This window comes from Streptomyces sp. NBC_00727 (genome assembly GCF_045161745.1).
Classification (GTDB): domain Bacteria; phylum Actinomycetota; class Actinomycetes; order Streptomycetales; family Streptomycetaceae; genus Streptomyces.
In genome coordinates, this window is record NZ_CP108981.1 from 6,216,691 (window position 1) to 6,239,788 (window position 23,098).

Annotated in this window: 18 protein-coding genes; 12 read left to right on the top strand and 6 right to left on the bottom strand. The window is 72.6% G+C overall.

Annotation, left to right across the window (positions count from 1 at the left end):
* Positions 1 to 57: 57 nt before the first annotated feature.
* The 3 genes from OG242_RS28105 to OG242_RS28115 all read right to left on the bottom strand — a co-directional run bounded on the left by OG242_RS28105 (position 58) and on the right by OG242_RS28115 (position 3,437).
* Complete coding sequence (locus OG242_RS28105) at positions 58 to 579, bottom strand: GNAT family N-acetyltransferase (RefSeq protein WP_405900808.1); 522 nt, start codon at positions 577 to 579, stop codon at positions 58 to 60.
* A 95-nt stretch (positions 580 to 674) separates the two neighbouring features.
* The gene (locus tag OG242_RS28110) at positions 675 to 2,258 is read right to left on the bottom strand and encodes an alpha/beta hydrolase (RefSeq protein ID WP_405900809.1); all 1,584 of its coding nucleotides are present in this window, start codon (positions 2,256 to 2,258) and stop codon (positions 675 to 677) included.
* A 132-nt stretch (positions 2,259 to 2,390) separates the two neighbouring features.
* Positions 2,391 to 3,437, bottom strand: coding sequence for an Rv2578c family radical SAM protein (locus OG242_RS28115; RefSeq protein WP_405900810.1), 1,047 nt, complete (start codon positions 3,435 to 3,437; stop codon positions 2,391 to 2,393).
* Positions 3,438 to 3,585: 148 nt separating this feature from the next.
* On the opposite strand from OG242_RS28115, the gene OG242_RS28120 reads away from it, so the two are divergent.
* From OG242_RS28120 to OG242_RS28135, 4 genes are all read left to right on the top strand, one after another.
* On the top strand, positions 3,586 to 4,059 hold the full coding sequence (locus OG242_RS28120) for an SRPBCC family protein (RefSeq protein ID WP_405900811.1): 474 nt from the start codon (positions 3,586 to 3,588) through the stop codon (positions 4,057 to 4,059).
* Between the two features lie 185 nt (positions 4,060 to 4,244).
* Positions 4,245 to 6,713: an MFS transporter gene (locus tag OG242_RS28125; RefSeq protein WP_405900812.1), complete on the top strand. Its 2,469-nt coding sequence runs from the start codon at positions 4,245 to 4,247 to the stop codon at positions 6,711 to 6,713.
* Positions 6,714 to 6,870: 157 nt separating this feature from the next.
* The gene (locus OG242_RS28130; protein ID WP_405900813.1) at positions 6,871 to 9,309 is read left to right on the top strand and encodes a SpoIIE family protein phosphatase; all 2,439 of its coding nucleotides are present in this window, start codon (positions 6,871 to 6,873) and stop codon (positions 9,307 to 9,309) included.
* Positions 9,310 to 9,406: 97 nt separating this feature from the next.
* Entirely contained in the window at positions 9,407 to 10,126 is a 720-nt protein-coding gene (locus OG242_RS28135) for a class I SAM-dependent methyltransferase (RefSeq protein ID WP_405900814.1), read from the top strand.
* A gap of 37 nt (positions 10,127 to 10,163) precedes the next feature.
* Here OG242_RS28135 and OG242_RS28140 read toward each other — a convergent pair whose 3' ends face one another.
* Positions 10,164 to 11,054, bottom strand: a complete 891-nt coding sequence (locus OG242_RS28140) for a LysR family transcriptional regulator (RefSeq protein WP_405900815.1) — start codon at positions 11,052 to 11,054, stop codon at positions 10,164 to 10,166.
* A 121-nt stretch (positions 11,055 to 11,175) separates the two neighbouring features.
* Between OG242_RS28140 and OG242_RS28145 the strand changes: the two genes are divergently transcribed.
* From OG242_RS28145 to OG242_RS28175, 7 genes are all read left to right on the top strand, one after another.
* Positions 11,176 to 12,177: an aldo/keto reductase gene (locus tag OG242_RS28145; protein ID WP_405900816.1), complete on the top strand. Its 1,002-nt coding sequence runs from the start codon at positions 11,176 to 11,178 to the stop codon at positions 12,175 to 12,177.
* A 114-nt stretch (positions 12,178 to 12,291) separates the two neighbouring features.
* Positions 12,292 to 13,125: a M55 family metallopeptidase gene (locus OG242_RS28150; RefSeq protein ID WP_405900817.1), complete on the top strand. Its 834-nt coding sequence runs from the start codon at positions 12,292 to 12,294 to the stop codon at positions 13,123 to 13,125.
* Positions 13,118 to 14,461 carry a M20/M25/M40 family metallo-hydrolase gene (locus OG242_RS28155; protein ID WP_405900818.1) on the top strand — a complete coding sequence of 448 codons (1,344 nt, stop codon included), beginning with the start codon at positions 13,118 to 13,120 and terminating at the stop codon, positions 14,459 to 14,461. The genes OG242_RS28150 and OG242_RS28155 overlap by 8 nt, the downstream gene beginning before the upstream one ends.
* A gap of 24 nt (positions 14,462 to 14,485) precedes the next feature.
* Positions 14,486 to 16,474 (top strand): prolyl oligopeptidase family serine peptidase, encoded by a 1,989-nt coding sequence (locus tag OG242_RS28160; RefSeq protein WP_405900819.1) that lies wholly within the window; start codon positions 14,486 to 14,488, stop codon positions 16,472 to 16,474.
* Entirely contained in the window at positions 16,471 to 17,415 is a 945-nt protein-coding gene (locus OG242_RS28165; protein ID WP_405900820.1) for an LD-carboxypeptidase, read from the top strand. Before OG242_RS28160 ends, OG242_RS28165 begins: the two co-directional genes overlap by 4 nt.
* Before the next feature lie 121 nt (positions 17,416 to 17,536).
* Entirely contained in the window at positions 17,537 to 17,776 is a 240-nt protein-coding gene (locus OG242_RS28170) for a DUF1049 domain-containing protein (RefSeq protein ID WP_164640768.1), read from the top strand.
* A 70-nt stretch (positions 17,777 to 17,846) separates the two neighbouring features.
* The gene (locus OG242_RS28175; protein ID WP_405900821.1) at positions 17,847 to 18,410 is read left to right on the top strand and encodes a GNAT family N-acetyltransferase; all 564 of its coding nucleotides are present in this window, start codon (positions 17,847 to 17,849) and stop codon (positions 18,408 to 18,410) included.
* Here OG242_RS28175 and OG242_RS28180 read toward each other — a convergent pair.
* Positions 18,403 to 20,271, bottom strand: coding sequence for a transketolase (locus OG242_RS28180; RefSeq protein ID WP_405900822.1), 1,869 nt, complete (start codon positions 20,269 to 20,271; stop codon positions 18,403 to 18,405). The two genes, OG242_RS28175 and OG242_RS28180, sit on opposite strands and share 8 nt — an antisense overlap.
* A gap of 225 nt (positions 20,272 to 20,496) precedes the next feature.
* Positions 20,497 to 21,654, bottom strand: coding sequence for a cellulase family glycosylhydrolase (locus OG242_RS28185; protein WP_405900823.1), 1,158 nt, complete (start codon positions 21,652 to 21,654; stop codon positions 20,497 to 20,499).
* A gap of 477 nt (positions 21,655 to 22,131) precedes the next feature.
* On the opposite strand from OG242_RS28185, the gene OG242_RS28190 reads away from it, so the two are divergent.
* Positions 22,132 to 23,091, top strand: coding sequence for an ROK family protein (locus OG242_RS28190; protein ID WP_405900824.1), 960 nt, complete (start codon positions 22,132 to 22,134; stop codon positions 23,089 to 23,091).
* Positions 23,092 to 23,098: the final 7 nt, after the last annotated feature.

Genomic DNA, 23,098 nt, shown 5'->3' on the forward strand with positions numbered 1-23,098 from the left:
TCCACGGGGCAAACACCTGCTGTTCTGTGCACACGCCGCCAGAGCGCTGCTCACCGCCTATACCAAGACGCTCGCCCGGCTCGCGTGGAGCGCGCGTACGTACCGCACCTCCGGCACCGCGACGCCGTCCACGTCGAAGGGCTCCTCGGCCCCGTCCGCGTGGAAGCCCGCGCGCTCGTAGAAGCGGCGGGCCGGGGCGTTGTCCCTCAGCACCCACAGGGCGAGGTCCGGGTGCCCGGCCGCGGTGGCGCGTGTGAGTACCTCGGCCATCAGGGCGCGGCCCACGCCGGTCCCGGTCTGTTCCGGGAGGACGTAGATCGCGTACAGCTCGCCGCGTTCGAGGCGGCGTCCCTCCTCGCGGTACGGGCCGAGGGCGGCCCAGCCGATGACGCCGAGGTCCGGTCGCTCGGCGACCACGTTGACGACACCGCTCGGCGAGGCCAGGTACCGGCGTTGGAGCTGCGCGTTCTCGGCGATGTCCATCGCGTCCAGGTGGGTCTGCGGCATCAGCCCCGCATAGGCGCTCTGCCAGCCGCGTACCCGGACCGTCGCGACGGCTTCGCAGTCGGCGAGCGTCATGTCGCGGATCCATGGGGCGGGGGCGTGCGCGGGAGCCGGCCGATTCATCACCCGGCCATCCTCGCGCACGCCCCCAGGAGAGGCACTGTCTTTTTTCAGCCCCGGAACCCCAGCAGTCCGTGCAGCACGCTGCCCCGGTCGCTGTCCGGACGCGCCGCCGGGCGGGCCGACTTGGCGGTCTCCGGCTTCGGGTCGGGGGTCTTCGCGCAGACCGCGTCCGCCTCGCCGCGGCCGGCGCGGGGGAGGGTGCCATCGGCGAGGTAGTCCGTCAGGTAGCGGTCCAGGCAGGCGTTGCCGCTCAGGGTGACGCCGTGGTTGCCGCCGCCCTGCTCGACGACCAGGCGGGAGCCGCGCAGCTTGCGGTGCAGGGTGACGCCGCCCTCGTACGGGGTGGCCGCGTCGTCCGTCGCCTGGAACAGGAGCGCCGGGGGCAGGGCGTGGTTGGAGACCCGGACCGGGTTCAGCGGCTCCACCGGCCAGTCGGCGCACGGGGCGTTGTACCAGGTGTTGCCCCAGGCCATGAACGGCGCCTTCGCGTGCACCCGCCAGGTGTCGTTGCGCCAGGTGTTCCAGTCGCGCGGCCAGTCGGCGTCCCGGCACTGGACGGCCGTGTAGACCGAGTAGCCGTTGTCGCCGTCCGCGTCCACCGCGCCGAACCGTTCGAACGCCGCGACGAGCGGCTTCTCGTCCTTGTCGTTGACGTAGGCGGCGAACGCCTCGGCCAGCACCGGCCAGTAGCCGTTGTAGTAGCCGCCCGGCAGGAACGTGTCGTCCAGCTCGCCCGCGCCGACCTTCTTGCCCGCCGGACGCTTCTTCACCGCGTCCCGCATCCGGTACCAGGCGGCCTCGACCTTCGCCGGGTCGCCGCCCAGGCGGTAGGTGGCGTCGTACTTGGCGACCCAGGCGGCGAACGCCTTGTGCCGGGTGTCGAACGCGTAGTCCTGGGTGATGTTGTCCTCGTACCAGACGCCCTCGGGGTCCACGTTCGAGTCGAGCACCAGACGCCGGACGCGGTCCGGGAACAGCTTCGCGTACACCGCGCCGAGGTAGGTGCCGTAGGAGTAGCCGAGGTAGTTGAGCTGCCGGGCACCGGTCGCCCGCCGGATCACGTCCAGGTCCTTGGCCGCGCTCACGGTGTCCATGTACGGGAGCAGGTCCGGGTACTTCTCGCCGCAGGCGGCCGCGAAGTCACGGGCCCGGTCGCGGTTGACCCGCTCGCCCCCGAGGGACTGCGGCACCGGGTCGGGCCGGACCGGGTCGAAGTACCCCGGCAGGCAGTCCAGTGCGGGCCGGCTTTTTCCGACGCCGCGCGGGTCGAACCCGATCACGTCGTACTGCGAGGCGACCGCCTTCGGCAGTGAGGCGGCTACGAAGGCGGCCATCGACAAGCCGCTGCCGCCCGGGCCGCCCGGGTTCACCAGCAGCGGGCCCTGGAAGGTCTTCGAGGTGTGCGGTACCCGCGTCAGGGCCAGGGTGACCTTGCGGCCCGCCGGGTCGTCGTGGTCGAGCGGGGAGCGCACCGTCGCGCACTGGAGGGCCGGGGACGACTTCGTCCCGCAGTCCTTCCAGGCGAGCGAGGTGGCGCGCGGCGCCGCGGTGTCCGCCGCGGCCGGTGCGGCGGTCACCAGACCGGCGACCGTCGCACCGGCGGCGAGCAGCATGACTGAACGGTTCGTCATATGGCCTCCCGTGATGGGGGAAAACGGCTGCGCGGGACGCAGCCCCCGCCGGATGTTCCCCGCATTCGCGGCCGGGAGGACCCGTTGTGGGGAGAGATGACCCGTTTGCGCGTCCGCCCGGGACGCGCCCGTTCAGAGCAGGCTCAGCTGGGTGGGTTCGGAGCCGTCGAGCGGCGGACGCGGCTCGCGCCGGGGGAGCTTGCGGGCGGTCCCGCGGTGCGAGGGCCCGATGCCGTACTCGGCCGCCAGTTCGTGCACGTACCGGGTGATACGCCGCTGGTACCAGGTCGGTGCGTAGGCGCCGTCCGCGTACAGCCGCTCGTAACGCCGTACGAGATGCGGGTGGTGGTGGCCCAGCCACTCCATGAACCACTCGCGGGCGCCGGGGCGCAGATGCAGGACGAGCGGGGTCACCGAGGTCGCGCCGGCGGCGGCGATCGCGCGCACGGTGGCCCGCAGCTGTTCGGGGCTGTCCCCGAGGTGCGGGATCACGGGCGCCATCAGCACCCCGCAGCCGATGCCGGCCTCGCTCAGCCTCCGTACGACGTCGAGCCGGCGCTCCGGCGCGGGCGTGCCCGGCTCCACGGTCCGCCACAGCTCGGCGTCGACGAAGCCCACCGAGACCGAGACGCCGACCTCGGTGACCTCGGCGGCCTGCCGCAGCAGCTCCAGGTCGCGCAGGATCAGCGTGCCCTTCGTCAGGATCGAGAAGGGGTTCGCGTGGTCGCGCAGGACGGTCAGGATGCCGGGCATCAGCCGGTAGCGGCCCTCCGCCCGCTGGTAGCAGTCGACGTTGGTGCCCATCGCGATGTGCGCGCCGTGCCAGCGCGGCGAGGCGATCTCGCGGCGGACCAGCTCGGGGGCGTTGACCTTGACGACGATCTGCGAGTCGAAGCCGAGCCCGGTGTCGAGGTCGAGATAGCTGTGGGTCTTGCGGGCGAAGCAGTAGACGCAGGCGTGCGAGCAGCCCCGGTACGGGTTCACCGTCCATTCGAACGGCATCCGGGAGGCCCCGGGTACCCGGTTCACGATCGAACGGGCCCGGACCTCGTGGAAGGTGATGCCCCGGAATTCAGGGGTGTCGAAGGTCCTGGTCGTCACCGCGTCCGCGGCGAAGAGCGCACCAGCACCGCTTGTGGGGGTGTTGGCGTTGTTCTCGGCCAGATTGTCCCAGCGCATGGACGCCTCCTCGGTAGTTCCCGACCGAGAATAGAACACTTGTTCCCTTGATCGTTTTTTACCCTTCGTCCCGGACCGGATTTTGAGCGGGACACGCGAGGTGATTGGCTCAGCACACCCCGAACAACCGAGTGCTGGAGGAACAGCCATGGCGCAGGTCGAAGCCACGACGGAGCGGATCATCGCGGCGGACGCGGAGGCGGTGTTCGACGCGCTGGCCGACTACAAGGACGTCCGTGGCAAGGTGCTGCCCGCCCACTTCAGCGAGTACGAGGTGCGCGAGGGCGGCGACGGCGAGGGCACCCTCGTCCACTGGAAGCTCCAGGCCACCAGCAAGCGGGTGCGCGACTGCCTCCTCGACGTCACCGAGCCGACAGGGGGCACCTCCCATGCCGCAGGCTATGGGGGAGGCCAGCTCGTCGAGAAGGACCGCAACTCCTCGATGGTCACGACCTGGACCGTCACCCCCGCCGGCGAGGGCCGGTCCAAGGCCGTCGTCACGACCGTCTGGGACGGCGCCGGAGGTATCGGCGGCTTCTTCGAGCGGACCTTCGCGCCCAAGGGCCTCGGCCGCATCTACGACGAGCTGCTGGCCAACCTCGCCGCCGAGGTCGAGAACTGACCCGCCGTCACCACTGTCCGGCCTCACCGTTTCGGGTGGTCTTTGCGGCCGGGCGGTTGTGCGCCGTAGTGCCTCCCACCGGGGGATACGCCCCCTGAGTGCGCCGTCGGCGCTCCCCGTCGCGTTTGCCCTCGCTTGTCGTGCGGTGCGAGAAATGTGCGGCAGCGCAACGAGGGGAGCGGCACGTGGTGGGTGGCATCACACTGTTGGAGGACGAGCCGGGCGGCCCGGGGGACGCCGAGGAGGCGCCCGCGCCCGCGACCGTCCCACCCCCGCCGCCGCCCGCCGCGAAGGAGGCCGCCGCCGGCGAACCGGACGGCGGGATGGAGACGGACCCCCGTCGCATCCGGCTGGTCTTCGTCGGGCTGATGCTCACGCTCCTGCTCGCGGCGCTCGACCAGATGATCGTGGCCACCGCGCTCCCGAAGATCGTCGGCGAGCTGCACGGCCTGGAGAAGATGTCCTGGGCGGTCACCGCCTATCTGCTCGCCTCCACGATCGGCCTGCCGGTCTACGGGAAGCTCGGCGACCTCTTCGGGCGCAAGGGCGTCTTCCAGTTCGCGATCGTCGTCTTCGTCGTCGGCTCGGCGCTGGCCGGCTGGTCGCGCACGATGGACCAGCTGATCGCCTTCCGGGCCCTCCAGGGCGTCGGCGGCGGCGGGCTCATGATCGGCGTGCAGGCGATCATCGCGGACGTGGTCCCGCCCCGCGAGCGCGGCCGGTTCATGGGACTCATCGGCGCCGCCTTCGGCCTCGCCTCGGTGGCCGGGCCGCTGCTCGGCGGCTTCTTCACCGACCACGCCTCCTGGCGCTGGTGCTTCTACATCAACGTGCCGTTCGGCCTGGTCACCCTCGCCGTGATCACCGTCGTCCTCAAGCTGCCCCGGCCCACCGTCCGCCCCCGGCTCGACATCCTCGGCGCCGCCCTCCTCGCCGCCGCCTCCACCTGCCTGGTGCTGCTGACCAGCTGGGGCGGCACGGAGTACGCCTGGGGCTCGGGAACCATCCTGGGGCTGGGCGCGGGCGCTGCCGGAACGACTCTGCTCTTCGTCCTCGTCGAGCGCCGCGCCCCCGAGCCGATCATCCCGCTGCGGCTGTTCCGCGACTCGATCTTCAACGTGACCGCCCTGGTCGGCGCGGTCGTCGGCGTGGCGCTGTTCGGCGCGGCCAGCTATCTGCCGACCTTCCTGCAGATGGTCGACGGCGCCAGCGCCACCGAGTCCGGGCTGCTGATGCTCCCCATGATGGGCGGCATCGTCGGGGCCTCCGTCGTCTCGGGCCAGCTCATCTCCCGCACCGGGCGCTACCGGGTCTACCCGATCGCGGGCAGTGCGATCTCGGCGGTGGGCATGTGGCTGCTGTCCCGGCTGGGGACGGACACCCCGCGCGTCGAATACAGCATCGCGCAGGCGGTCCTCGGGCTCGGCATCGGGCTGATCATGCCGGTGCTGGTCCTCGCCGTGCAGAACTCCGTCCGCCCCGCCGACCTGGGCACCGCCACCAGCGCCAACAACTACTTCCGGCAGATCGGCGGCAGCGTCGGCGCCGCCGTCTTCGGCACCCTGTTCGCCGGGCGGCTGGCCGACGCGCTCGCCGTCCGGCTGCCCGCCGGGGCGGACCTCCCCGACCCGGAGTCGATCAGCCCGCAGCTGGTGCACGCGATGGAGCCCGCGCTGCGGGACGCCTACATCCAGGCGTACGCCGACGCGATGCCCCGGATCTTCCTCTACCTCGTGCCGGTCCTCGTGCTCGGCCTGTTCTTCGCCTTCTTCCTCAAGGAGAAACCGCTGGTGTCCCACAGCCCCGAAACCACCGCAGGCCGCGAGACCGCCGCCGAAACCGCCCCGATCCCCTCCGCCCGCACCGACGCGGGCGTCCCGTCCGCCGGCTACCTCTCCGGCGTCCCCGTCTCCGGCAGCGTCCAGCACCCCGACGGTACGAAGGTGCCGCGCGCCGCCCTCACCCTCATCGACGTCCAGGGCCGGCAGGTCGGCCGGGGCGCCAGCGGCGAGGAGGGGCGGTACGCGCTCAGCGTGCCGGGCGCCGGTTCGTACGTCCTCATCGCCGCCGCCGGGGGCCACCAGCCGCAGGCCGTCAGCGTCACCGTCGGCGAACGCCCGGTCGAGCTGGACGTGGTGCTCGGCGGTGCCGGCCGGCTCGCCGGGACCGTCGTGACGGCGGACGGGACGCCCGTAAGGGACGCGGCCGTCACCCTCACCGACGTGCGCGGCGAGGTGGTCGCCTCCACGCGCAGCGGCCGCGAGGGCGCCTACGTGATCGGCGAGCTGGTCGCCGGCGAGTACACCCTCGCCGCCTCCGCCCCGGCCTTCCGGCCCGCCGCGCTCCCGGTCAGCGTGCAGGCGGCCAGGGAGACCCGGCAGGACATCGAGCTGGCCGGCGGCGCCGTGCTGCGCGGTGTCGTACGGGCCAGTGCCGGGCGGCTCGTCGAGGATGCCCGGGTCACGCTCCTGGACGCGGCGGGCAACGTCGTCGACACCGTGACCACCGGACCGGACGGCGCGTTCCGCTTCGTGGACCTGTCCACCGGCGAGTACACCGTGATCGCGGCCGGCTACCCGCCCGTCGCCACCGTCCTCCAGGTCGCGGGCGGCGGACGCACCGAACGGGACCTCCAGCTCGGGCACGAGGACTGAACACCCGGGCCGTGAGGCGGCGTTGCGCCCCCGGCTGCGCGGGGGCGCACCACCCCGGGGGGGCGATTCCGCCGATGACCCGCGGACGCCGGTCGCGGCCCCGTACCGTGGAGTCACGCGCCGCGGAACGTCGCGGTGAGGAAGGAGCCTCCCCCTCATGGACCTCGGTGTGCCGCCGCAGAGGACACCACAGCAGCGTGACGCCGCGGCGGGCCGCGTGCCGCTCGCCGTGGCCGTCGTCGACACGGAGGGACGCGTCTCGCACTGGTCGTCCGGTGCGAGAAGACTCTTCGGTGTCGCCCGGGAGGACGCGGTGGGCTGCCCCGCCGGTGAACTCCTTCCGGTTTCCGGCGTGCCGGCCGCGAACGGCGGGGCGTACGCCGAGCAGGGCCCCACGCTGGACAACTCGCTCAGCGGGGACTTCGACTACCCGGCGGCGGGCCGGGCCCGGGTCGACGAACCGGGGCGCGGCCGGGTCGACGTGCTGTGGTGGGCCTACCCGCTCGTCGGCCCCGGACCCGAGCGGCTGCTGGTGCTCGCCGCAGACCGGGCGCACCTGCGCGACGCGGCGGACGGCGAGGACGGCACGGCCCGTACGGTCGCCCCCGGCTTCGCCCGGCACACCGACTTCCCCGGCCACGTGGAGCTGTCCGCGCGGCTGCCGGAGATCCTGCCGAACATGAGCGTCCAGGAGGCCACCAGGATCGTCGCCCAGGTTCTCGAACTGGGCTACCCGGTCCTGGAGTTCAGCCACCACGACCGCATCCCCGTCACCCCGGACTGGGGCGTGCCGAAGCGCGCCGGCGGGCCTCCGGTGAGCGAGGAGCGGTACGGCGAGGAAGTGACGGTGGTCCCGCAGCGCGTCGTACCCCGCCCCGAGCTGGACCTCGAATACGCGGCGGTCCGCGAGCGGCTGGAGTTCCTCAACGAGGTGAGCGGCCGCATCGGCACCTCCCTCGACCTCGAACGCACCATCCGCGAGGTCACCAGCGCCGCCGTGCCCCGCTTCGCCGACTTCGCCGGTACGCACCTGCGCGCCGCCGTCCTCGCCGGTGAGGGTTTTCCCGACGGGCCGCCCGACGTCACCACCGTCTGGCACCGCGTCTGGGTCGAGCACAACGACGAACCGGGCCGCTGGGACGACACCGTGCCCGTCGGCGAGGCCATCGCCTTCCCCGAACACACCCCGTTCTTCCAGTGCATGGTCACCGGCGAGCCCGTCGTCGTCCCCCATGTGACCGCGGAGCTGAGCAACCGGATCTCGGGCGAGTTCGAGAAGCGCGACCTGCGCCCCCTGATCACCGACCGCTCGCTGCTCATCGTGCCGCTCAAGGCCCGTGACGTGGTCCTGGGCTTCATGGTCCTGATGCGCCGCCCCGGCCGCGAGCCGTTCGACGACATGGACCGCACCACCGGCGCCGAACTCGCCGCGAGAGCCGGGCTCGTCCTGGACAACGCCCGCATGTACACGTACCAGGAGAACGTCGCCGAGACGCTCCAGGACAGCATGCTGCCCAACGTCGAGCCCCGCATGGCCGGTTGCGACATCGCCACCCGCTATCTGCCCGGCACCCGGCTCGGCCGGATCGGCGGCGACTGGTTCGACTCGGTGAAGCTCCCCGGCTCGCGCACCGCGCTGGTCGTCGGTGACGTGATGGGCCACGGGCTCAACTCGGCGGCCATGATGGGCCAGTTGCGTACCGCCGTACTGACCATGGCCACCATGGAGATGCCACCGGCCCAGCTCCTGCGCAACCTGGACGACCTGGCCCAGCGGCTCGGCGAGCAGTACCTCGCGACCTGCCTGTACGCGGTGTACGACCCCATCGCGGGCGAACTCCAGATCGCCAACGCCGGACACATCCCGCCCGTGCTGGTCCGCGCCGAGGACGGCCGGGCCGAACTGCTCGACCTGCCGACCGGGGCGCCCATCGGCGTCGGCGGCGTCGCCTTCGAGACCGCCACCGTGCGGGTGCGCCCCGGCGACCGGCTGGTCCTGTGCACGGACGGCCTGGTGGAGGTGCGCGGGCAGGACATCGGGGCCGGGCTCGCCGCGCTCTGCGCCTCCGCCGCCCATCCCGCCGCGTCGATGGACGACGCCTGCGACACCATCATCCGCGCCCTCAACACCGGTGGCGGCCGCAAGGACGACGTCGCCCTGCTGATGGCCCGGCTCAACGGGATCGGGGACGAGGACGTCGCCGAGTGGCAGCTCGCCCTAGACCCCCGCGAGGTCTCCAGGGCCCGCCGCCTGGTGCGCGGCAAGCTGCTCGACTGGGAGCTGCCCGACGCCGTGGAGGCGGCCGAGCTGATGGTCAGCGAGCTGGTGACCAACGCCTTCAAGCACGGCCGGACCCACCACATGGGGCTCCGGCTGGTCCGCACGGACGCGCTGCTCTGCGAGGTCAGCGACGACGAGCCCGCGCCCGCCGCGCTCCTCGCGGTCACCGAGAGCGACGAGTTCGGCCGGGGGCTCATGGTGGTGAGCAGCCTCGCCAAGGAGTGGGGCACCAGCGGCACGGCGCGCGGCAAGACCGTCTGGTTCGAGCTGCCCCTCTCCCGCATCCCGAGACCCCGGTCGAACCGCCGTCACTGACAAGGAGGTTGCGTCCGCACCCTTGCCCCCGGCCCCCGCGGGGCAGTAGTCCCTGGCTGAGCAAGTTAAGCCTGCACGACGGGACTTGGGAGTACGCATGGGTGTTTCACAGCAATACCGCGAGGCGTGGGAAGGGTACTGGGCGGCCACGTCGGACGAACCCGGCGAGGCCATCTGGGACGCGGAGCCGGGGCTGAGCGCCGTGCCGCACAGCCGGCTGCTCCTGCCGCACGCCGACGCCACACTGCCCGTCGTCGACCTCGGCTGCGGCAACGGCACGCAGACCCGGCACCTCGCGACCCTCTTCCCCCGCGCGATCGGGGTGGACCTCTCGTACGCGGCGATCGAGCACGCCCGGAAGGCGGACACCGGACGGGTCGCCGAGTTCGAACGGGTCGACCTCACCGACACCGACGCGGTGCGCGCCCTGCACGCACGCATCGGGGACACGAACGTCTACATGCGCGCGGTGATCCACCAGAGCGACCCCGGGGCCCGGCCGGCCGTCGCCGCCGCCGTTGCCACACTCCTGGGCGAACGCGGCCGGGCCTTCGTCGCCGAACTGACCCCCGCCTCCAAGGATGTCCTGCAGCGGGCCGCGCAGGGCCCCGGCGGGCCCGGGCCGAAACTGCGCCGGGTCTTCGAGCACGGGCTCAAACCGGCGAGCGCCACCGACGAGGAGGTCCCGCAGCTGCTGGAAGCGGCCGGGCTGACCGTCCGGGACAGCGGTGACACGGTCCTGCCGCAGACCGAGAACCTGGCCGACGGCACGCGGATCGACCTCCCGGCGAGGTGGTTCGTGCTGGCCGCGGGCTGACCCGGGCAGCGGCCGGGGGCCCGTACGGCCCCCGGCCTCAGCTCCCCGTCTCGTCGCGCAGCAGCGCCATCAGCGCCCGCGCCCCGGGGCTCAGCGCCCGCGCATCGGGGAGCACCACGGCACTCTCGTAATACGCCTCGCCGGCACCCTCGGGCCGCACCGCGACGAGGCCGCGCGCCTCGGGCTTGCGGGAGAAGTGGTGAGGGACGAGCGCGATGCCCAGCTGCTCGTGCACCAGCTCCAGCAGGCTGTGGACGTCGGTCACCTCCAGGGCCACCGTGCGCCGCACCCCGGCCGCCGTGAACGCCGCGTCGGCCGCGCGGCGCGGCCCGAAGTCCGGGTGGAAGTCGATGAACGGCTCACCGGCCAGCTCCGCCCAGCCCGCCCGGTCCGCCGCCGCCAGCCGGTGGCCCGGCGCGCACAGCAGCACCATGGGCTCCCGGGCCAGCGGGACCAGCTCCCCCCGCCACCCGGCCGGGTCCACCGTCGCGGCGAACGCGATGTCGAGCCGGCCGCCCGCCACCCCGTCCACCAGCTTCGCCGTGCCCTCCTGGCGCAGCCGGATGTCCATGTGCGGGTGGGCGTGGTGGAAGGCGGCGAGCAGCCGGGGCAGCCGCAGCCCGGCCACGCACTGCTCCACGCCCACCGACAGGGTCCCGCGCAGCAGCCCCCGTACCGCGTCGACGGCCTCCTTCGCGGCCCGCACCCCGGCCAGGGTGCGCTCCGCCTCGACCAGCAGGGCGCGCCCCGCCTCGGTCAGCCGTACGCTGCGGGTGGTCCGGCTGAACAGCGGCGTCCGCAGCTCCTGCTCCAGCGCCCGCACGGAGGCGGACAGGCCGGACTGCGACACGGCGACCCGCTCGGCCGCCCGGGTGAAATGCCGTTCCTCGGCGACGGCCACGAAATGTTCCAGCTGGCGCAACTCCATGATTGAGAACCCTAGGCCCTGAATCCAAGCGGAATCTCCTGTTGGACTGCTGGATCGAAGTGAGCGAGCCTTGGGGTGTCCGGCCGGTCATGGCCGGAACACCTCTCCCGTGGAGCCCCGCATGTACATCCCGTCCGCCGACCGTTACGAGAACATGCCCTACCGGCGCACCGGACGCAGCGGCCTGAAGCTGCCCGCCCTCTCGCTCGGCCTGTGGCACAACTTCGGCGGGGACCGGACACCGCAGACCCAGGGCGAGATCCTGCGTCGCGCCTTCGACCTCGGCATCACCCACTTCGACCTTGCCAACAACTACGGCCCGCCGCCCGGCTCCGCCGAGACCGCGATGGGCCGCGCGCTCGCTACGGACTTCGCCGCCCACCGGGACGAGATCATCGTCTCCACCAAGGCCGGCTACCTGATGTGGGACGGCCCGTACGGCGAGTGGGGTTCGCGCAAGAACCTGCTGTCCTCGCTGGACCAGAGCCTCACCCGGCTCGGACTGGACTACGTCGACATCTTCTACTCCCACCGGCCCGACCCCGAGACCCCGCTCGAAGAGACCATGAGCGCCCTCGACGCGGCCGTACGGCAGGGCAAGGCGCTCTACGCGGGCGTCTCCAACTACTCACCCGAGCAGACCCGCGAGGCCGCCCGCATCCTGAAGGACCTCGGCACCCCCCTCCTCATCCACCAGCCGCGCTACTCGATGCTCGACCGCCGGCCCGAGGACGGGCTGCTCACCACCCTGGACGAGCTGGGCGTCGGCTCCATCGCCTACTCCCCGCTGGAGCAGGGCATCCTCTCCGACCGCTACCTCGACGGCATTCCGGAGGGCTCCCGCGCCGCGGGCAGCAGCCCCTTCCTGTCGGCCGATGCGGTCACCCCGAACCTCGTCGCCCGGCTGCGCGAACTGAACGAACTCGCCGCCGCACGCGGCCAGTCGCTCGCCCAGCTGGCCCTGGCCTGGGTGCTGCGCGGCGGGCGCGTCACCTCCGCCGTGGTCGGCGCGAGCAGCGTCGCGCAGCTGGAGAACAACGTCGAGACGGTCCGGAACCTGGACTTCACCGACAAGGAACTCGCCCGCATGGAGAAGCTGCTGAAGGGCGCCAAGCGCGGCTGACGCCCTCGCGCTCCCGGCGGCCCGCACCGGCCGCCGGGAGCGTCATTGGAATGGACCTGTGGCGTGCTCGGCACCCCTGGCCTGCGCGTTCATCGACGCGTACCGTGTGGCCGCATGAAGATCCTCGTCAGCGCCGACATGGAAGGCGCCACCGGCGTGACCTGGCCGGCCGACGTGCTGCCCGGCACGCCGCAGTGGGAGCGGTGCCGCTCCCTGTTCACCTCCGACGTCAACGCCGCCGCCCTCGGCTTCTTCGACGGGGGAGCGGACGAGGTGCTGATCAACGAGGCCCACTGGACGATGCGCAACCTGCTGCTTGAGAACATGGACGAGCGCGTCCAGATGCTCACCGGCAAGCACAAGTCGCTGAGCATGGTCGAGGGCATCCAGCACGGCGACGTCGACGCGGTCGCGTTCGTCGGCTACCACACCGGCGCCGGCACGCAGGGCGTCCTCGCCCACACCTACCTCGCCAACTCCGTCACCGGCGTCTGGCTGAACGGCGTACGGGCCAGCGAGGGCCTGCTCAACGCCCATGTGGCCGCCGAGTACGGCGTCCCCGTCGTCCTCGTCACCGGCGACGACCTGACCTGCGTGGACGCCGAGGGGTACGCCCCCGACGCGCGGAAGGTCGCCGTGAAGGACTACGTGTCGCGCTACGCCGCCGTCTGCCGCACCCCCGCCCGTACCGCCGCCGACATCCGGGCGGCCGCCGCCGGGGCCGTCACCCTGGCTGGCCGGTACACGCCGGTGGACGGCGGTCCGTTCACCGTGGAGCTGGAGTTCGACGCCGAACACCTGGCCGCGGCGGCCACCGTCGTACCCGGGGTCGCGCCGAGCGGCGAGAGGCGGGTTTCCTACACCAGCGCGACGATGTACGAAGGTATCCGCACGTTCAAGGCGGTGACGACGATCGTCTCGTCCGCCGTTGAGGAGCAGTATGGCTGAGGCGACCGCCCCCCAGGACTCCGTCGACACCCTCGCGCTCGACGAATCGGTGACGTTCACCTCCGAACTGATCCGCATCGACACCACCAACCGGGGCGGCGGCGACTGCCGCGAACGCCCCGCCGCCGAGTACGTCGCCGAGCGCCTGGCGGACACCGGACTGGAACCCGCGCTCCTGGAACGCACCCCGGGCCGCACCAACGTCGTCGCCCGCATCCCCGGCACCGACCCGGCTGCCCCCGCGCTGCTGGTCCACGGTCATCTCGACGTGGTGCCCGCCGAGGCCGCCGACTGGACCGTGCACCCCTTCTCCGGTGAGGTCCGCGACGGCAACGTGTGGGGGCGCGGCGCGATCGACATGAAGAACATGGACGCGATGGTCCTGGCCGTCGTCCGGTTCTGGGCCCGGGCCGGCATTCGCCCGCGCCGCGACATCGTCATCGCGTACACCGCCGACGAGGAGGCCAGCGCCGCCGACGGGGCCGGCTTCCTCGCCGATCAGCATGCCGCCCTCTTCGACGGCTGCACGGAGGGCATCAGCGAGTCCGGCGCCTTCACCTTCCACGCCGGGCCGAACATGCCGCTGTACCCCATCGGCGCCGGCGAACGCGGCACCAATTGGCTGAAGCTCACCGCCCACGGCAAGGCCGGCCACGGCTCCAAGGTCAACCGCGCCAACGCCGTCAGCGCGCTCGCCGCGGCCGTCGCCCGCATCGGCGAGTACGAGTGGCCCGTCCGGCTCACCCCCACGGTCCGCGCCGCGCTCACCGAGATCGCCGCGCTGCACGGCATCCACCCCGACCTCGACGCACCCGGCTTCGACGTCGACGAACTGCTCGGCAAGATGGGGCCGGCCGCCGCACTCGTCGCCCCGACCGTCCGCAACAGCTCCAACCCGACGATGCTGGAGGCCGGTTACAAGGTCAACGTCATCCCGGGCCACGCCACCGCCCACATCGACGGCCGGACCGTCCCCGGCGGCGACGAGGAGTTCCACGCCACCCTGGACCGGCTCACCGGCCCCTCGGTCGACTGGGAGTTCGCCCACCGCGAGGTCGCCCTCCAGGCCCCCGTCGACTCACCCACGTACGGCAGACTCCGCGCCGCCATCGAGCGGTTCGACCCGGACGGGCACGTCGTCCCGTACTGCATGTCCGGCGGTACCGACGCCAAGCAGTTCTCCCGGCTCGGCATCACCGGCTACGGCTTCTCGCCGCTGAAGCTGCCCGTCGGCTTCGACTACCAGGCCCTCTTCCACGGCGTGGACGAGCGCGTCCCCGTCGACGCGCTGCACTTCGGCGTCCGGGTCCTGGACCACTACCTGCGCACCGCCTGAACCACTCGGGGGAGACCGACACCCATGCCCACCACACAGCCCCACGGCAGCTGGCCCTCGCCGATCGACGCCGCGCTGGCCGCCTCCCACGACGGCCGGCCCGAATACGTGGGCGCGGTCGGCGACGAGCTGTGGTGGACCGCGCCGCGCCCGGCCGAGGCCGGCCGGCGCGCCCTCGTCCGCCACACCGCCGACGGCACCACCACCGAGCTGCCCGCCCCCTGGAACGTCCGCAGCCGCGTCATCGAGTACGGCGGACAGCCCTGGGCCGGCACCGAGCGGGCGGAGGGCGGTCCGCTGATCGTCTTCGTCCACTTCGACGACCAGCGGCTGTACGCGTACGAGCCCGACGGCCCCCGCGAACCGTGGCCGCTCACCCCCGTCTCCTCCCTCGGCGGCGGACTGCGCTGGGCCGACCCGCGCCTGCACCCCGGCCGGGGCCCGGCGGGCGAGGTCTGGTGCGTCCTGGAGGAGTTCACCGGCGACGGACCCTGCGACCTGCGCCGCGTCCTGGCCGCCGTACCGCTGGACGGCTCGGCGGCCGACGACCGCTCCGCCGTACGCGAACTCGCCGACGAGCGGCACCGGTTCGTCACCGCCCCCGAGGTCTCGCCCGATGGGCGCCGCGCCGCCTGGATCGGCTGGGACCACCCGCGCATGCCCTGGGACGGCACCGAGGTGCTGGTCGCCTCCCTCGCGGACGACGGCACCTTCCGCGACCCGCGCGTCCTCGCCGGCGGCCCGGACGAGTCCGTGCCGCAGATCCAGTGGACCGCCGACGGGCGGCTGCTCCTGGCGAGCGACCGCAGCGGCTGGTGGAACCTGTGCCGGCTCGACCCGGACAGCGGCGGGACCGAGAAACTCTGCCCGCGCGAGGAGGAGTTCGCCGGGCCGCTGTGGAAGATCGGGCTCGCCTGGTTCCGCCCCCTGGAGAACGGGCTGATCGCCACCCTCCACGGCACCGGCACCACCACGCTCGGCATCCTCGACCCGGAGACCTGCGAACTCGTCGACATCGCGGGCCCCTGGACCGAGTGGGCGCCCACGCTCGCCGTCCGGGGCAGCCGCGTCACCGGCGTCGCCGCGAGCCCGCACAGCGGCTACGAGATCGTGGAGCTGGACACCGCCACCGGGCACACCCGGATCATCGGCACCCCGCACGAGGACGCAGTCGACCCCGCGTACTACCCGCAACCCGTCCTGCGTACCTTCAGCGGGCCCGGCGGACGCGAGATCCACGCCCAGATCTACCCGCCGCGCAACCCCGGACACACCGGCCCGGAGGGCGAGCTGCCGCCCTACGTGGTGTGGGCGCACGGCGGGCCCACCGGCCACGCCGCGCTCGTCCTGGACCTGGAGATCTCCTACTTCACCTCACGCGGCATCGGCGTCGCCGAGGTCAACTACGGCGGCTCCGCCGGATACGGCCGCGAGTACCGCAACCGGCTGCGCGAGCAGTGGGGCATCGTCGACGTGGAGGACTGCGCGGCCGTCGCCGGGGCGCTCGCCGCCGAGGGCACCGCCGACCCGGACCGGCTCGCCATCCGGGGCGGCAGCGCCGGCGGCTGGACCAGCGCGGCGTCCCTGACCGGCACCGACGTCTACGCCTGCGGCACCATCATCTACCCCATCCTCGACCTCGCCGGCTGGGGCACCGACGAGACCCACGACTTCGAGTCCCGCTACCTGGAATCCCTGGTCGGCCCCCTCGCCGAGGTCCCCGAGCGCTACCGCGAACGCTCCCCGGTCACCCGCACCGACCGGCTCACCACGCCGTTCCTGCTGCTCCAGGGCGAGGACGACCCCATCTGCCCGCCCGTGCAGTGCGAGCGTTTCCTCGCCGCCGTCGAGGGACGCGGCATCCCGCACGCGTACCGCACCTACCCGGGCGAGGGCCACGGCTTCCGCCGCGCCGACACGATGACCGACGCGCTGGAGTCCGAACTCTCCCTCTACGCCCAAGTGTTCGGCTTCGACCGGCCGGACGTCCCGGCTCTGGAGCTGAAGAAGTGACCCTCGCCCCGCTGACCCGGCCCGCCCGGCTGCGCCCGGGGGCCAGGGTCGCCGTCGTGTCCCCGAGCGGACCCGTGCCCGTCGACCGGCTGGAACCCGGCCTGGACATCCTGCGCGGCTGGGGGCTCGACCCCCTGACGATGCCCCATGTGCTGGACGTCCACCGGGAGTTGGACTACCTCGCCGGTACGGACGAGGGGCGCGCCCGGGACCTTCAGGACGCCTGGTGCGACCCGTCCGTGGACGCGGTGATCTGCGCGCGCGGCGGGTACGGGGCGCACCGCATGGTCGACCTGGTGGACTGGGCGGCGGTACGGGCCGCCGGGCCCAAGGCGTTCGTCGGCTACAGCGACATCACCGTGCTCCACGAGGCGTTCGCGCTGCGGACCGGGTTCGCCACCCTGCACGGGCCCATGGTGGGGACCGAGGCCTTCCTCAAGGACCCGCGCACCCAGGAGTCCCTGCGTGCCACGCTGTTCGAGCCGGAGACCCGGCTGACCCTGGGCCTGGAGGAGGCGCGGACGCTGGTGCCGGGCCGGGCGCGCGGCATCACGTACGGCGGCTGTGTGAGCCTGCTCGCCGCCGACCTGGGCACCCCGCACGGCCGCGCCTCGGCCCGGGGCGGGCTGCTCGTCATCGAGGACACCACCGAGGACCCGTACAGCCTCGACCGCATCCTCACCCAGCTGCTGCGGGCCGGGGCGCTGGACGGCGTCGCCGGAGTGGCCTGCGGGTCCTGGGCGGGGTGCGGGCCGTACGAGAAGGTGCGGGCGGTGCTCGCGGACCGGCTCGGTGCGCTGGGCGTCCCGGTCGTCGAGGAGCTGGGCTTCGGGCACGGGCCCACCGGGCTCACCATCCCGCTCGGTGTGCCGGCGGTGCTCGACGCCCCGGCGGACGGCGGCCCGGCCACCCTCACCGTCGAGGTGCCCGCACTGCTCTGACCTGCCGCCGCCGTCGCCCCCGTCACCCGAATGGCCGTACATCTGTGCGGCCGGGGACGGGGGCGGCGCCATTCTGGAGCCCTGGGGCGACGGCCGTACAGGGCCGGGAAAGGGGCTGCTCATGAGCCCGAAGGACGTGTCGAGCAGCGGGAAGAGCGGCAGCGGGGCCTTCACCCCGGGCCGCATCCTGGTCCTCGTCATCGCGGTGCTCTCGGTCGTGTTCATCGCCGAGAACACCAAGGACGTCGAGGTCCGCCTCATCGTCCCGCTGGTGACGGCGCCGCTCTACGTGTGGCTGGTCGTGATGTTCGTGGCGGGCATGGCCTGCGGCGCGTACGTCTTCCGCCGCCGGCCCAAGTAGGAACAGCACGCGACGGCCGTGCGGCCGGGGCCGACAAGCCCCGGCCGCACGGCCGTTCTAGGCTGGAGCGATGTCCGACACCCGCTACCTGTCCGAGGGACCACGCACCGCGATCCGCCCCTTCACGCCCGGCGACGCCGACGAGTTCACCGCCCGGGCCCGGGAGAGCACCGCCCTGCACCGGCCCTGGCTGTTCCCGCCCACCACTCCCGAGACGTACGCCGCCTACGCGGGCGCGCTCACCGACGATCCGGCGCGGGCGGGCTTCCTCGTGTGCGAGCGGGACCCGGAGGGCGGACCCGGCGACGGCGCGATCGCCGGGTTCATCAACATCAACAACGTCGTCGCCGGTGCCTTCCGCTGCGGCGCGCTCGGCTACGGCGTCTTCGCCCACGCGGTCGGGCGCGGCCTCATGAGCGAGGGCCTCGGCCTCGTCCTGGACCACGCCTTCGGCCCGCTCGGACTGCACCGGCTGGAGGCCAACATCCAGCCGGCCAACGCGGGTTCGCTCGCCCTGGTGCGCCGGGCGGGCTTCCGCCTCGAAGGCTTCTCGCCGGACTTCCTCCACATCGACGGCGCCTGGCGGGACCACGAACGCTGGGCGGTCACCGCCGAGATGCGCCGCCCTACTTGACCAGGCTCCGCGCCGCGTCCGCGATGTGCGTGCGCGAGATCCCCGCAGCGTCGAGCAGCTCGCTCGTCGTGCCGGACCCGGGAAGGTTGCTCCCGGCCAGGTGCACGAAGCCCGGGTGGCTGCCGGACTCCGCGAGCGAGGACAGCACCGCCTCGCCGATGCCGCCCTCGGGGTGGTGGTCCTCGACGACGACCAGGGCCCCGGTCTCCCGGGCCGCGAGAGCCAGCGCGTCGGTGTCGAGCGGCTTGATCGAGTAGAGGTCGATGACCCGGGTCCGCACGCCCTGCTCGGCCAGCAGGTCGGCGGCGGCCAGGCACTCGTGCAGCGTCACACCGGCGCTGACCAGGGTGACCTGGTCGTCGTCGCCGTGGCGCAGGGTCTTGGAGCCGCCCACGGGGAACGTCTCCCCGCTTCCGTACAGCACCGGGTAGGCGCCGCGCGTGGTGCGCAGGTACGAGATGCCGTCGATGTCGGCCATCGCCACGGTCAGGGCCGCCGCCGAGGTGGCGTCGCTCGGGTAGAGGACCGTCGAGCCGCGCACCGCGCGCATCATCGCCAGATCCTCGACACCCATCTGGGAGGGACCGTCCGCGCCGATCTCCACCCCGCTGTGGGTCCCGCACAGCGCCATCGTGATGTCCGAGACGGCAGCCATGCGGATGAAGTCGTGCGCGCGGGTGAGGAACGCCGCGAAGGTGGTGGCGTACGGACGGAAGCCGCGCACGGCCATGCCGACGGCCTCGGCGACCATCTGCTGCTCCGCGATGTACGTCTGGAAGAAGCGGTCCGGGTACGCCTTCTTGAAGTCCTCGGAGTGGGTGGAGTTCCCGACCTCCGCGTCCAGGGCGACGACGTCGGGCCGCACGCCCAGCGCGACCAGCGCCTTGCCGAAGGCGACCCGGGTGGCGACCTCGTCGCCCTTCTCGAAGCGCGGCACCTCCACGGCGGCGCCGGTGTGCGCGGGGGCGGGCGCGGCCTTCGGTGGCCGCGGGCCCTCCACCCGCAGGTCCCGGACGCCGCCCAGCTCCTCGATCGCCCGCTCGGCCAGGTCCTCGGGCAGCGGCTTTCCGTGCCAGCCCTCCTTGTCGGCGACCTCGCTCACCCCGCGCCCCTTGACGGTCTTCGCGACGATCACGGTGGGGGCACTGCCGTCCGACGCGGTCTTCAGCGCCCGGTCGACCGCGGTCAGGTCATGGCCGTCGACGACGAGGGCGCGGCAGCCGAACGCCTCGACGCGGCGCGCGTAGGTGTCGGTGTCCCACTGCAGCTCGGTGGGGCCGGACTGACCGAGGCGGTTGACGTCGATGATCGCGGTGAAGTTGCCCAGCTTGTGCTGGCCGGCCTTGTCCAGGGCCTCCCACACGGACCCCTCGGCCATCTCGCTGTCACCGCACAGCACCCACACCCGGTACGGCTGCTTCTCCAGGTCCCGCCCGGCGAGCGCGATGCCGACCCCGTAGGCGATGCCCTGTCCCAGCGAGCCGGTGGCCACGTCCACCCAGGGCAGCTCGGGCGTGGGGTGGCCCTGCAGCCGGTGACCGAAGCGGCGGTACGTCGTCATCAGCTCCTCGTCACTGATGGCGCCGGCCGCCTTGAACATGGCGTACAGGAGCGGTGAGGCGTGGCCCTTGGAGAAGACGAGGTGGTCACCGGCCGGATTGTCGGGGGCGTCCCAGTCGTAGCGCAGCCGGCGGGTCATGAGGACGGCCATCAGATCGGCGGCCGACAGGCTGGACGTGGGGTGCCCGGAGCCGGCCGAGGTGCTGGCGCGCACCGAGTCCACCCGCAGCTGCTGGGCGAGCTCGAAGACCTCGGCGAGGTCGCTGTCGGGGCCGAGCGTGGTGGTCTGTTCGGTGGTCATGGGGCCGGGGCCTTTCGTAGGGAGTCGGACGACGGAACGGGTTCCCGAATCCGTCCGGTCCATCACCTTCCGGGGGCAGGTTGCCCCCTTTGCCCCGGGGAGGCGGTTCACGAGGGCCCGATTTCCCGCACGAACGTCACGGTGTGTGACGAGCTGACGGGTGCCGGCCGGAGCCCTTCCGCCCAGCACGTTGTTCCTGCCGGGCGGAAGGGCTCCTGTACGGGGTCAGCGGTCGGCCGAGCTCCCCCGTACGACGCAGGAGCGGCTGTTCTCCCAGCCCCAGCCGTCGCCGTCGGGGTCGGACGAGGCGCTCGCGCAGTACGGGTAGCCATTAGGGGCGGTGCCGGTGTCGCCGCCGCCGCTCGGACCGCCGCCGTAGACCGTGGCGCGCACGGAGGTGGCGACGATGCCGTTGCTGCCGTTGAAGAGGCGGTCGCCCCAGCTGGTCAGCGAGTTCGGGTCGAAGTCGTTGACCAGGTCGAGGTATTCGACGCCGCTGCCGTTGCCGCTCCAGGACCAGCCGATGTAGCCGACCCGCAGGGACTGGGCCGTTGCCATGATCGCGTCCTCGTCGGGGTTCCCGTCGCTGTGCTGGTTCCCGAACTCACCCACGACGACGGGCAGTTTGTTGCTCACGAAGTGGTTCAGGTAGTCATGCACCTCGGTGGCGGTGTCGTAGACCCCGTACATGTGGATGGAGAAGACGGTGTTCCGGTCGGGGTCGGCGGAGAACACCGACGCGGCGTTGTCCCGCATCGTGCCGGACCAGTCCTGACCCCAGTTCGGGGCGTCCACCATCAGGGCGTGCCGCAGACCGGCGCCGCGGAGCTTGGTGATGGCGTTCTTGGTCGCCGAAGTCCAGCTCTCGTAGCCGGTGTTGCCGAACGGTTCGTTGCCGATGTTGACGACGACGTAGTCCTCCTGGCCCTCCAGTGCGCTCTTGACGCCGATCCAGTAGTCGGCGGCCTTGTCCAGGGAGGTGGCGGCGGAGTCCTCTCCGTAGCCGGTGGTGTCGTGCACCTCCAGCACGCAGATGACCTTGGCGGCCTTGCACTGCGCGATGATCGAGGACACCTCCGATGTGGTGGTCCTCGTCCAGCGGTCGCCGCTGCCCAGGACGACCCGTACGGTGTTGGCGCCCTTGTCGGCGATGTCGGAGATGGCGCTGGTCTGCTCCGGGTACCAGGCGTGTGCGTGGTTGACGCCGCGCATCACGAACTCGTTGCCGTTGGCCTCGTACAGTCGGCCGTCGCTGACGTGGAGGCCGGTGTCGGCGGCCTGGGCGACGCCGACGGGACCGAGGACGGACAGCACGGCGCCGGCTACGCCGGTGGCCAGTGCCGTGACGATTGCGAGCAGGGTGCTTCCCGGTGGTTTCTTCACTGGCTCTCCTCAGGGGGCAGAGGTGGATGGGGGCATGACGGCCGCTCGATCGCCCTCCGCACTCGGGACAACGTTGTCAGCGGGGTGGGGACCCGGTGACGAAGTGGGGTGGGGGTGTCGGGCAATGGCCGGCGATGCGTCCGGGCATGCGGCTGACGGGTCGTCAACCTGCCCGGGGGTAAATGAGATCGGGCCCGCCGTGCGGTGTTCGGCGGAGGCCCGTCGTTGCCCTCATATGAGGCACCGGGTGTTCCATTCATGTCAATAGATGTGTCGCCCGTATTTCGTTCGCGATTTGCCGGGCGACGGAATGTGCGGCTGCTGAACCCGTGTTTCGACCGACTTAGGGGCGGAGTGTCGAGAACGCTATTTTGCTAAACCATTGCTGAACTAAACTCGGACACTAGACAACGTTGTCAGCGCCCGGCAGAGTACGCGTGGGGGCGACGCGCGCTCCCGGCGCGGAAGGGCGGAACAGTGGTGTACGGAGCACTTGACATAGGCGGGACCAAGATCGCCGGTGCGCTCGTCGACGAGAGGGGCCGCCTGGTCGCGCGTGCCCAGCGGGCCACTCCGGCACGGCGTCCGGCCGAGGAACTGGCCGCCGCCGTCACAGCCGTGCAGGACGAGCTGTCGTCCCATCCGGCATGGGCCGATGTCACCGCCCTGGGGATCGCCAGCGCCGGACCGGTCGATGCGGCCGGAGGTACGGTGAGCCCGGTGAACATCCCGGGCTGGCGCGACTTCCCGCTGGTCGAGCTGGTCCGTACGCATCCGGCGACGCCGGCGGGCATCCGGCCCGTGCTCGTCGGGGACGCGGTGGCCATGACCGCCGCGGAACACTGGCTCGGTGCGGCGCGCGGCGTCGCCAACGCGCTGTGCATGGTGGTCTCCACGGGTGTCGGAGGCGGACTGGTCCTGGACGGGCGGGTCCACGGCGGACGTACGGGCAATGCCGGTCACATCGGCCATATCACGGTCGACCTGAACGGCCCGCGCTGTCCCTGCGGGGCGCCCGGGTGCGTGGAGACCTACGCCAGCGGGACGGCCATCGCGGCCCATGCCCGCGCACTCGGATGGACCGCGCCGGACGGCGTGGCACCGACCGCGGCGGCCGTGGCCGACGCAGCCCGGGAGGGCGACGACCGGGCGCGGACGGCCTACGAGCGCGCGGCGCAGGCCCTGGCCGCCGCGATCGCAGCGACGGCGGCTCTCGTCGAGTTGGAGCGCGTGGTCATCGGAGGCGGTGTCGCCCAGGCGGGCGAGGTCCTGTTCGCTCCGCTGAGGTGCCGCATGGCGGACTACGCCGTACTCGACTTCGTACGGGACATCCCCGTGGTGCCCGCCGGACTGGCCCTGGATGCCGGGCTCGTCGGCGCGGCGGCCGCCGCCGCACCGGCCCTGGACGCCGGGCCCGTGCCGGCCATGCGCCCCTGATCACCGC

Bases quoted from the DNA above. Each gene is read 5' to 3' on its own strand.
- OG242_RS28170 (WP_164640768.1), top strand. From the start codon at position 17,537: ATGAGCCCGAAGGACGTGTCGAGCAGCGGGAAGAGCGGCAGCGGGGCC.
- OG242_RS28180 (WP_405900822.1), bottom strand. From the start codon at position 20,271: ATGACCACCGAACAGACCACCACGCTCGGCCCCGACAGCGACCTCGCC.
- OG242_RS28105 (WP_405900808.1), bottom strand. From the start codon at position 579: ATGACGCTCGCCGACTGCGAAGCCGTCGCGACGGTCCGGGTACGCGGC.
- OG242_RS28115 (WP_405900810.1), bottom strand. From the start codon at position 3,437: ATGCGCTGGGACAATCTGGCCGAGAACAACGCCAACACCCCCACAAGC.
- OG242_RS28135 (WP_405900814.1), top strand. From the start codon at position 9,407: ATGGGTGTTTCACAGCAATACCGCGAGGCGTGGGAAGGGTACTGGGCG.
- OG242_RS28160 (WP_405900819.1), top strand. From the start codon at position 14,486: ATGCCCACCACACAGCCCCACGGCAGCTGGCCCTCGCCGATCGACGCC.
- OG242_RS28110 (WP_405900809.1), bottom strand. From the start codon at position 2,258: ATGACGAACCGTTCAGTCATGCTGCTCGCCGCCGGTGCGACGGTCGCC.
- OG242_RS28155 (WP_405900818.1), top strand. From the start codon at position 13,118: ATGGCTGAGGCGACCGCCCCCCAGGACTCCGTCGACACCCTCGCGCTC.
- OG242_RS28140 (WP_405900815.1), bottom strand. From the start codon at position 11,054: ATGGAGTTGCGCCAGCTGGAACATTTCGTGGCCGTCGCCGAGGAACGG.
- OG242_RS28150 (WP_405900817.1), top strand. From the start codon at position 12,292: ATGAAGATCCTCGTCAGCGCCGACATGGAAGGCGCCACCGGCGTGACC.
- OG242_RS28175 (WP_405900821.1), top strand. From the start codon at position 17,847: ATGTCCGACACCCGCTACCTGTCCGAGGGACCACGCACCGCGATCCGC.
- OG242_RS28120 (WP_405900811.1), top strand. From the start codon at position 3,586: ATGGCGCAGGTCGAAGCCACGACGGAGCGGATCATCGCGGCGGACGCG.
- OG242_RS28145 (WP_405900816.1), top strand. From the start codon at position 11,176: ATGTACATCCCGTCCGCCGACCGTTACGAGAACATGCCCTACCGGCGC.
- OG242_RS28130 (WP_405900813.1), top strand. From the start codon at position 6,871: ATGGACCTCGGTGTGCCGCCGCAGAGGACACCACAGCAGCGTGACGCC.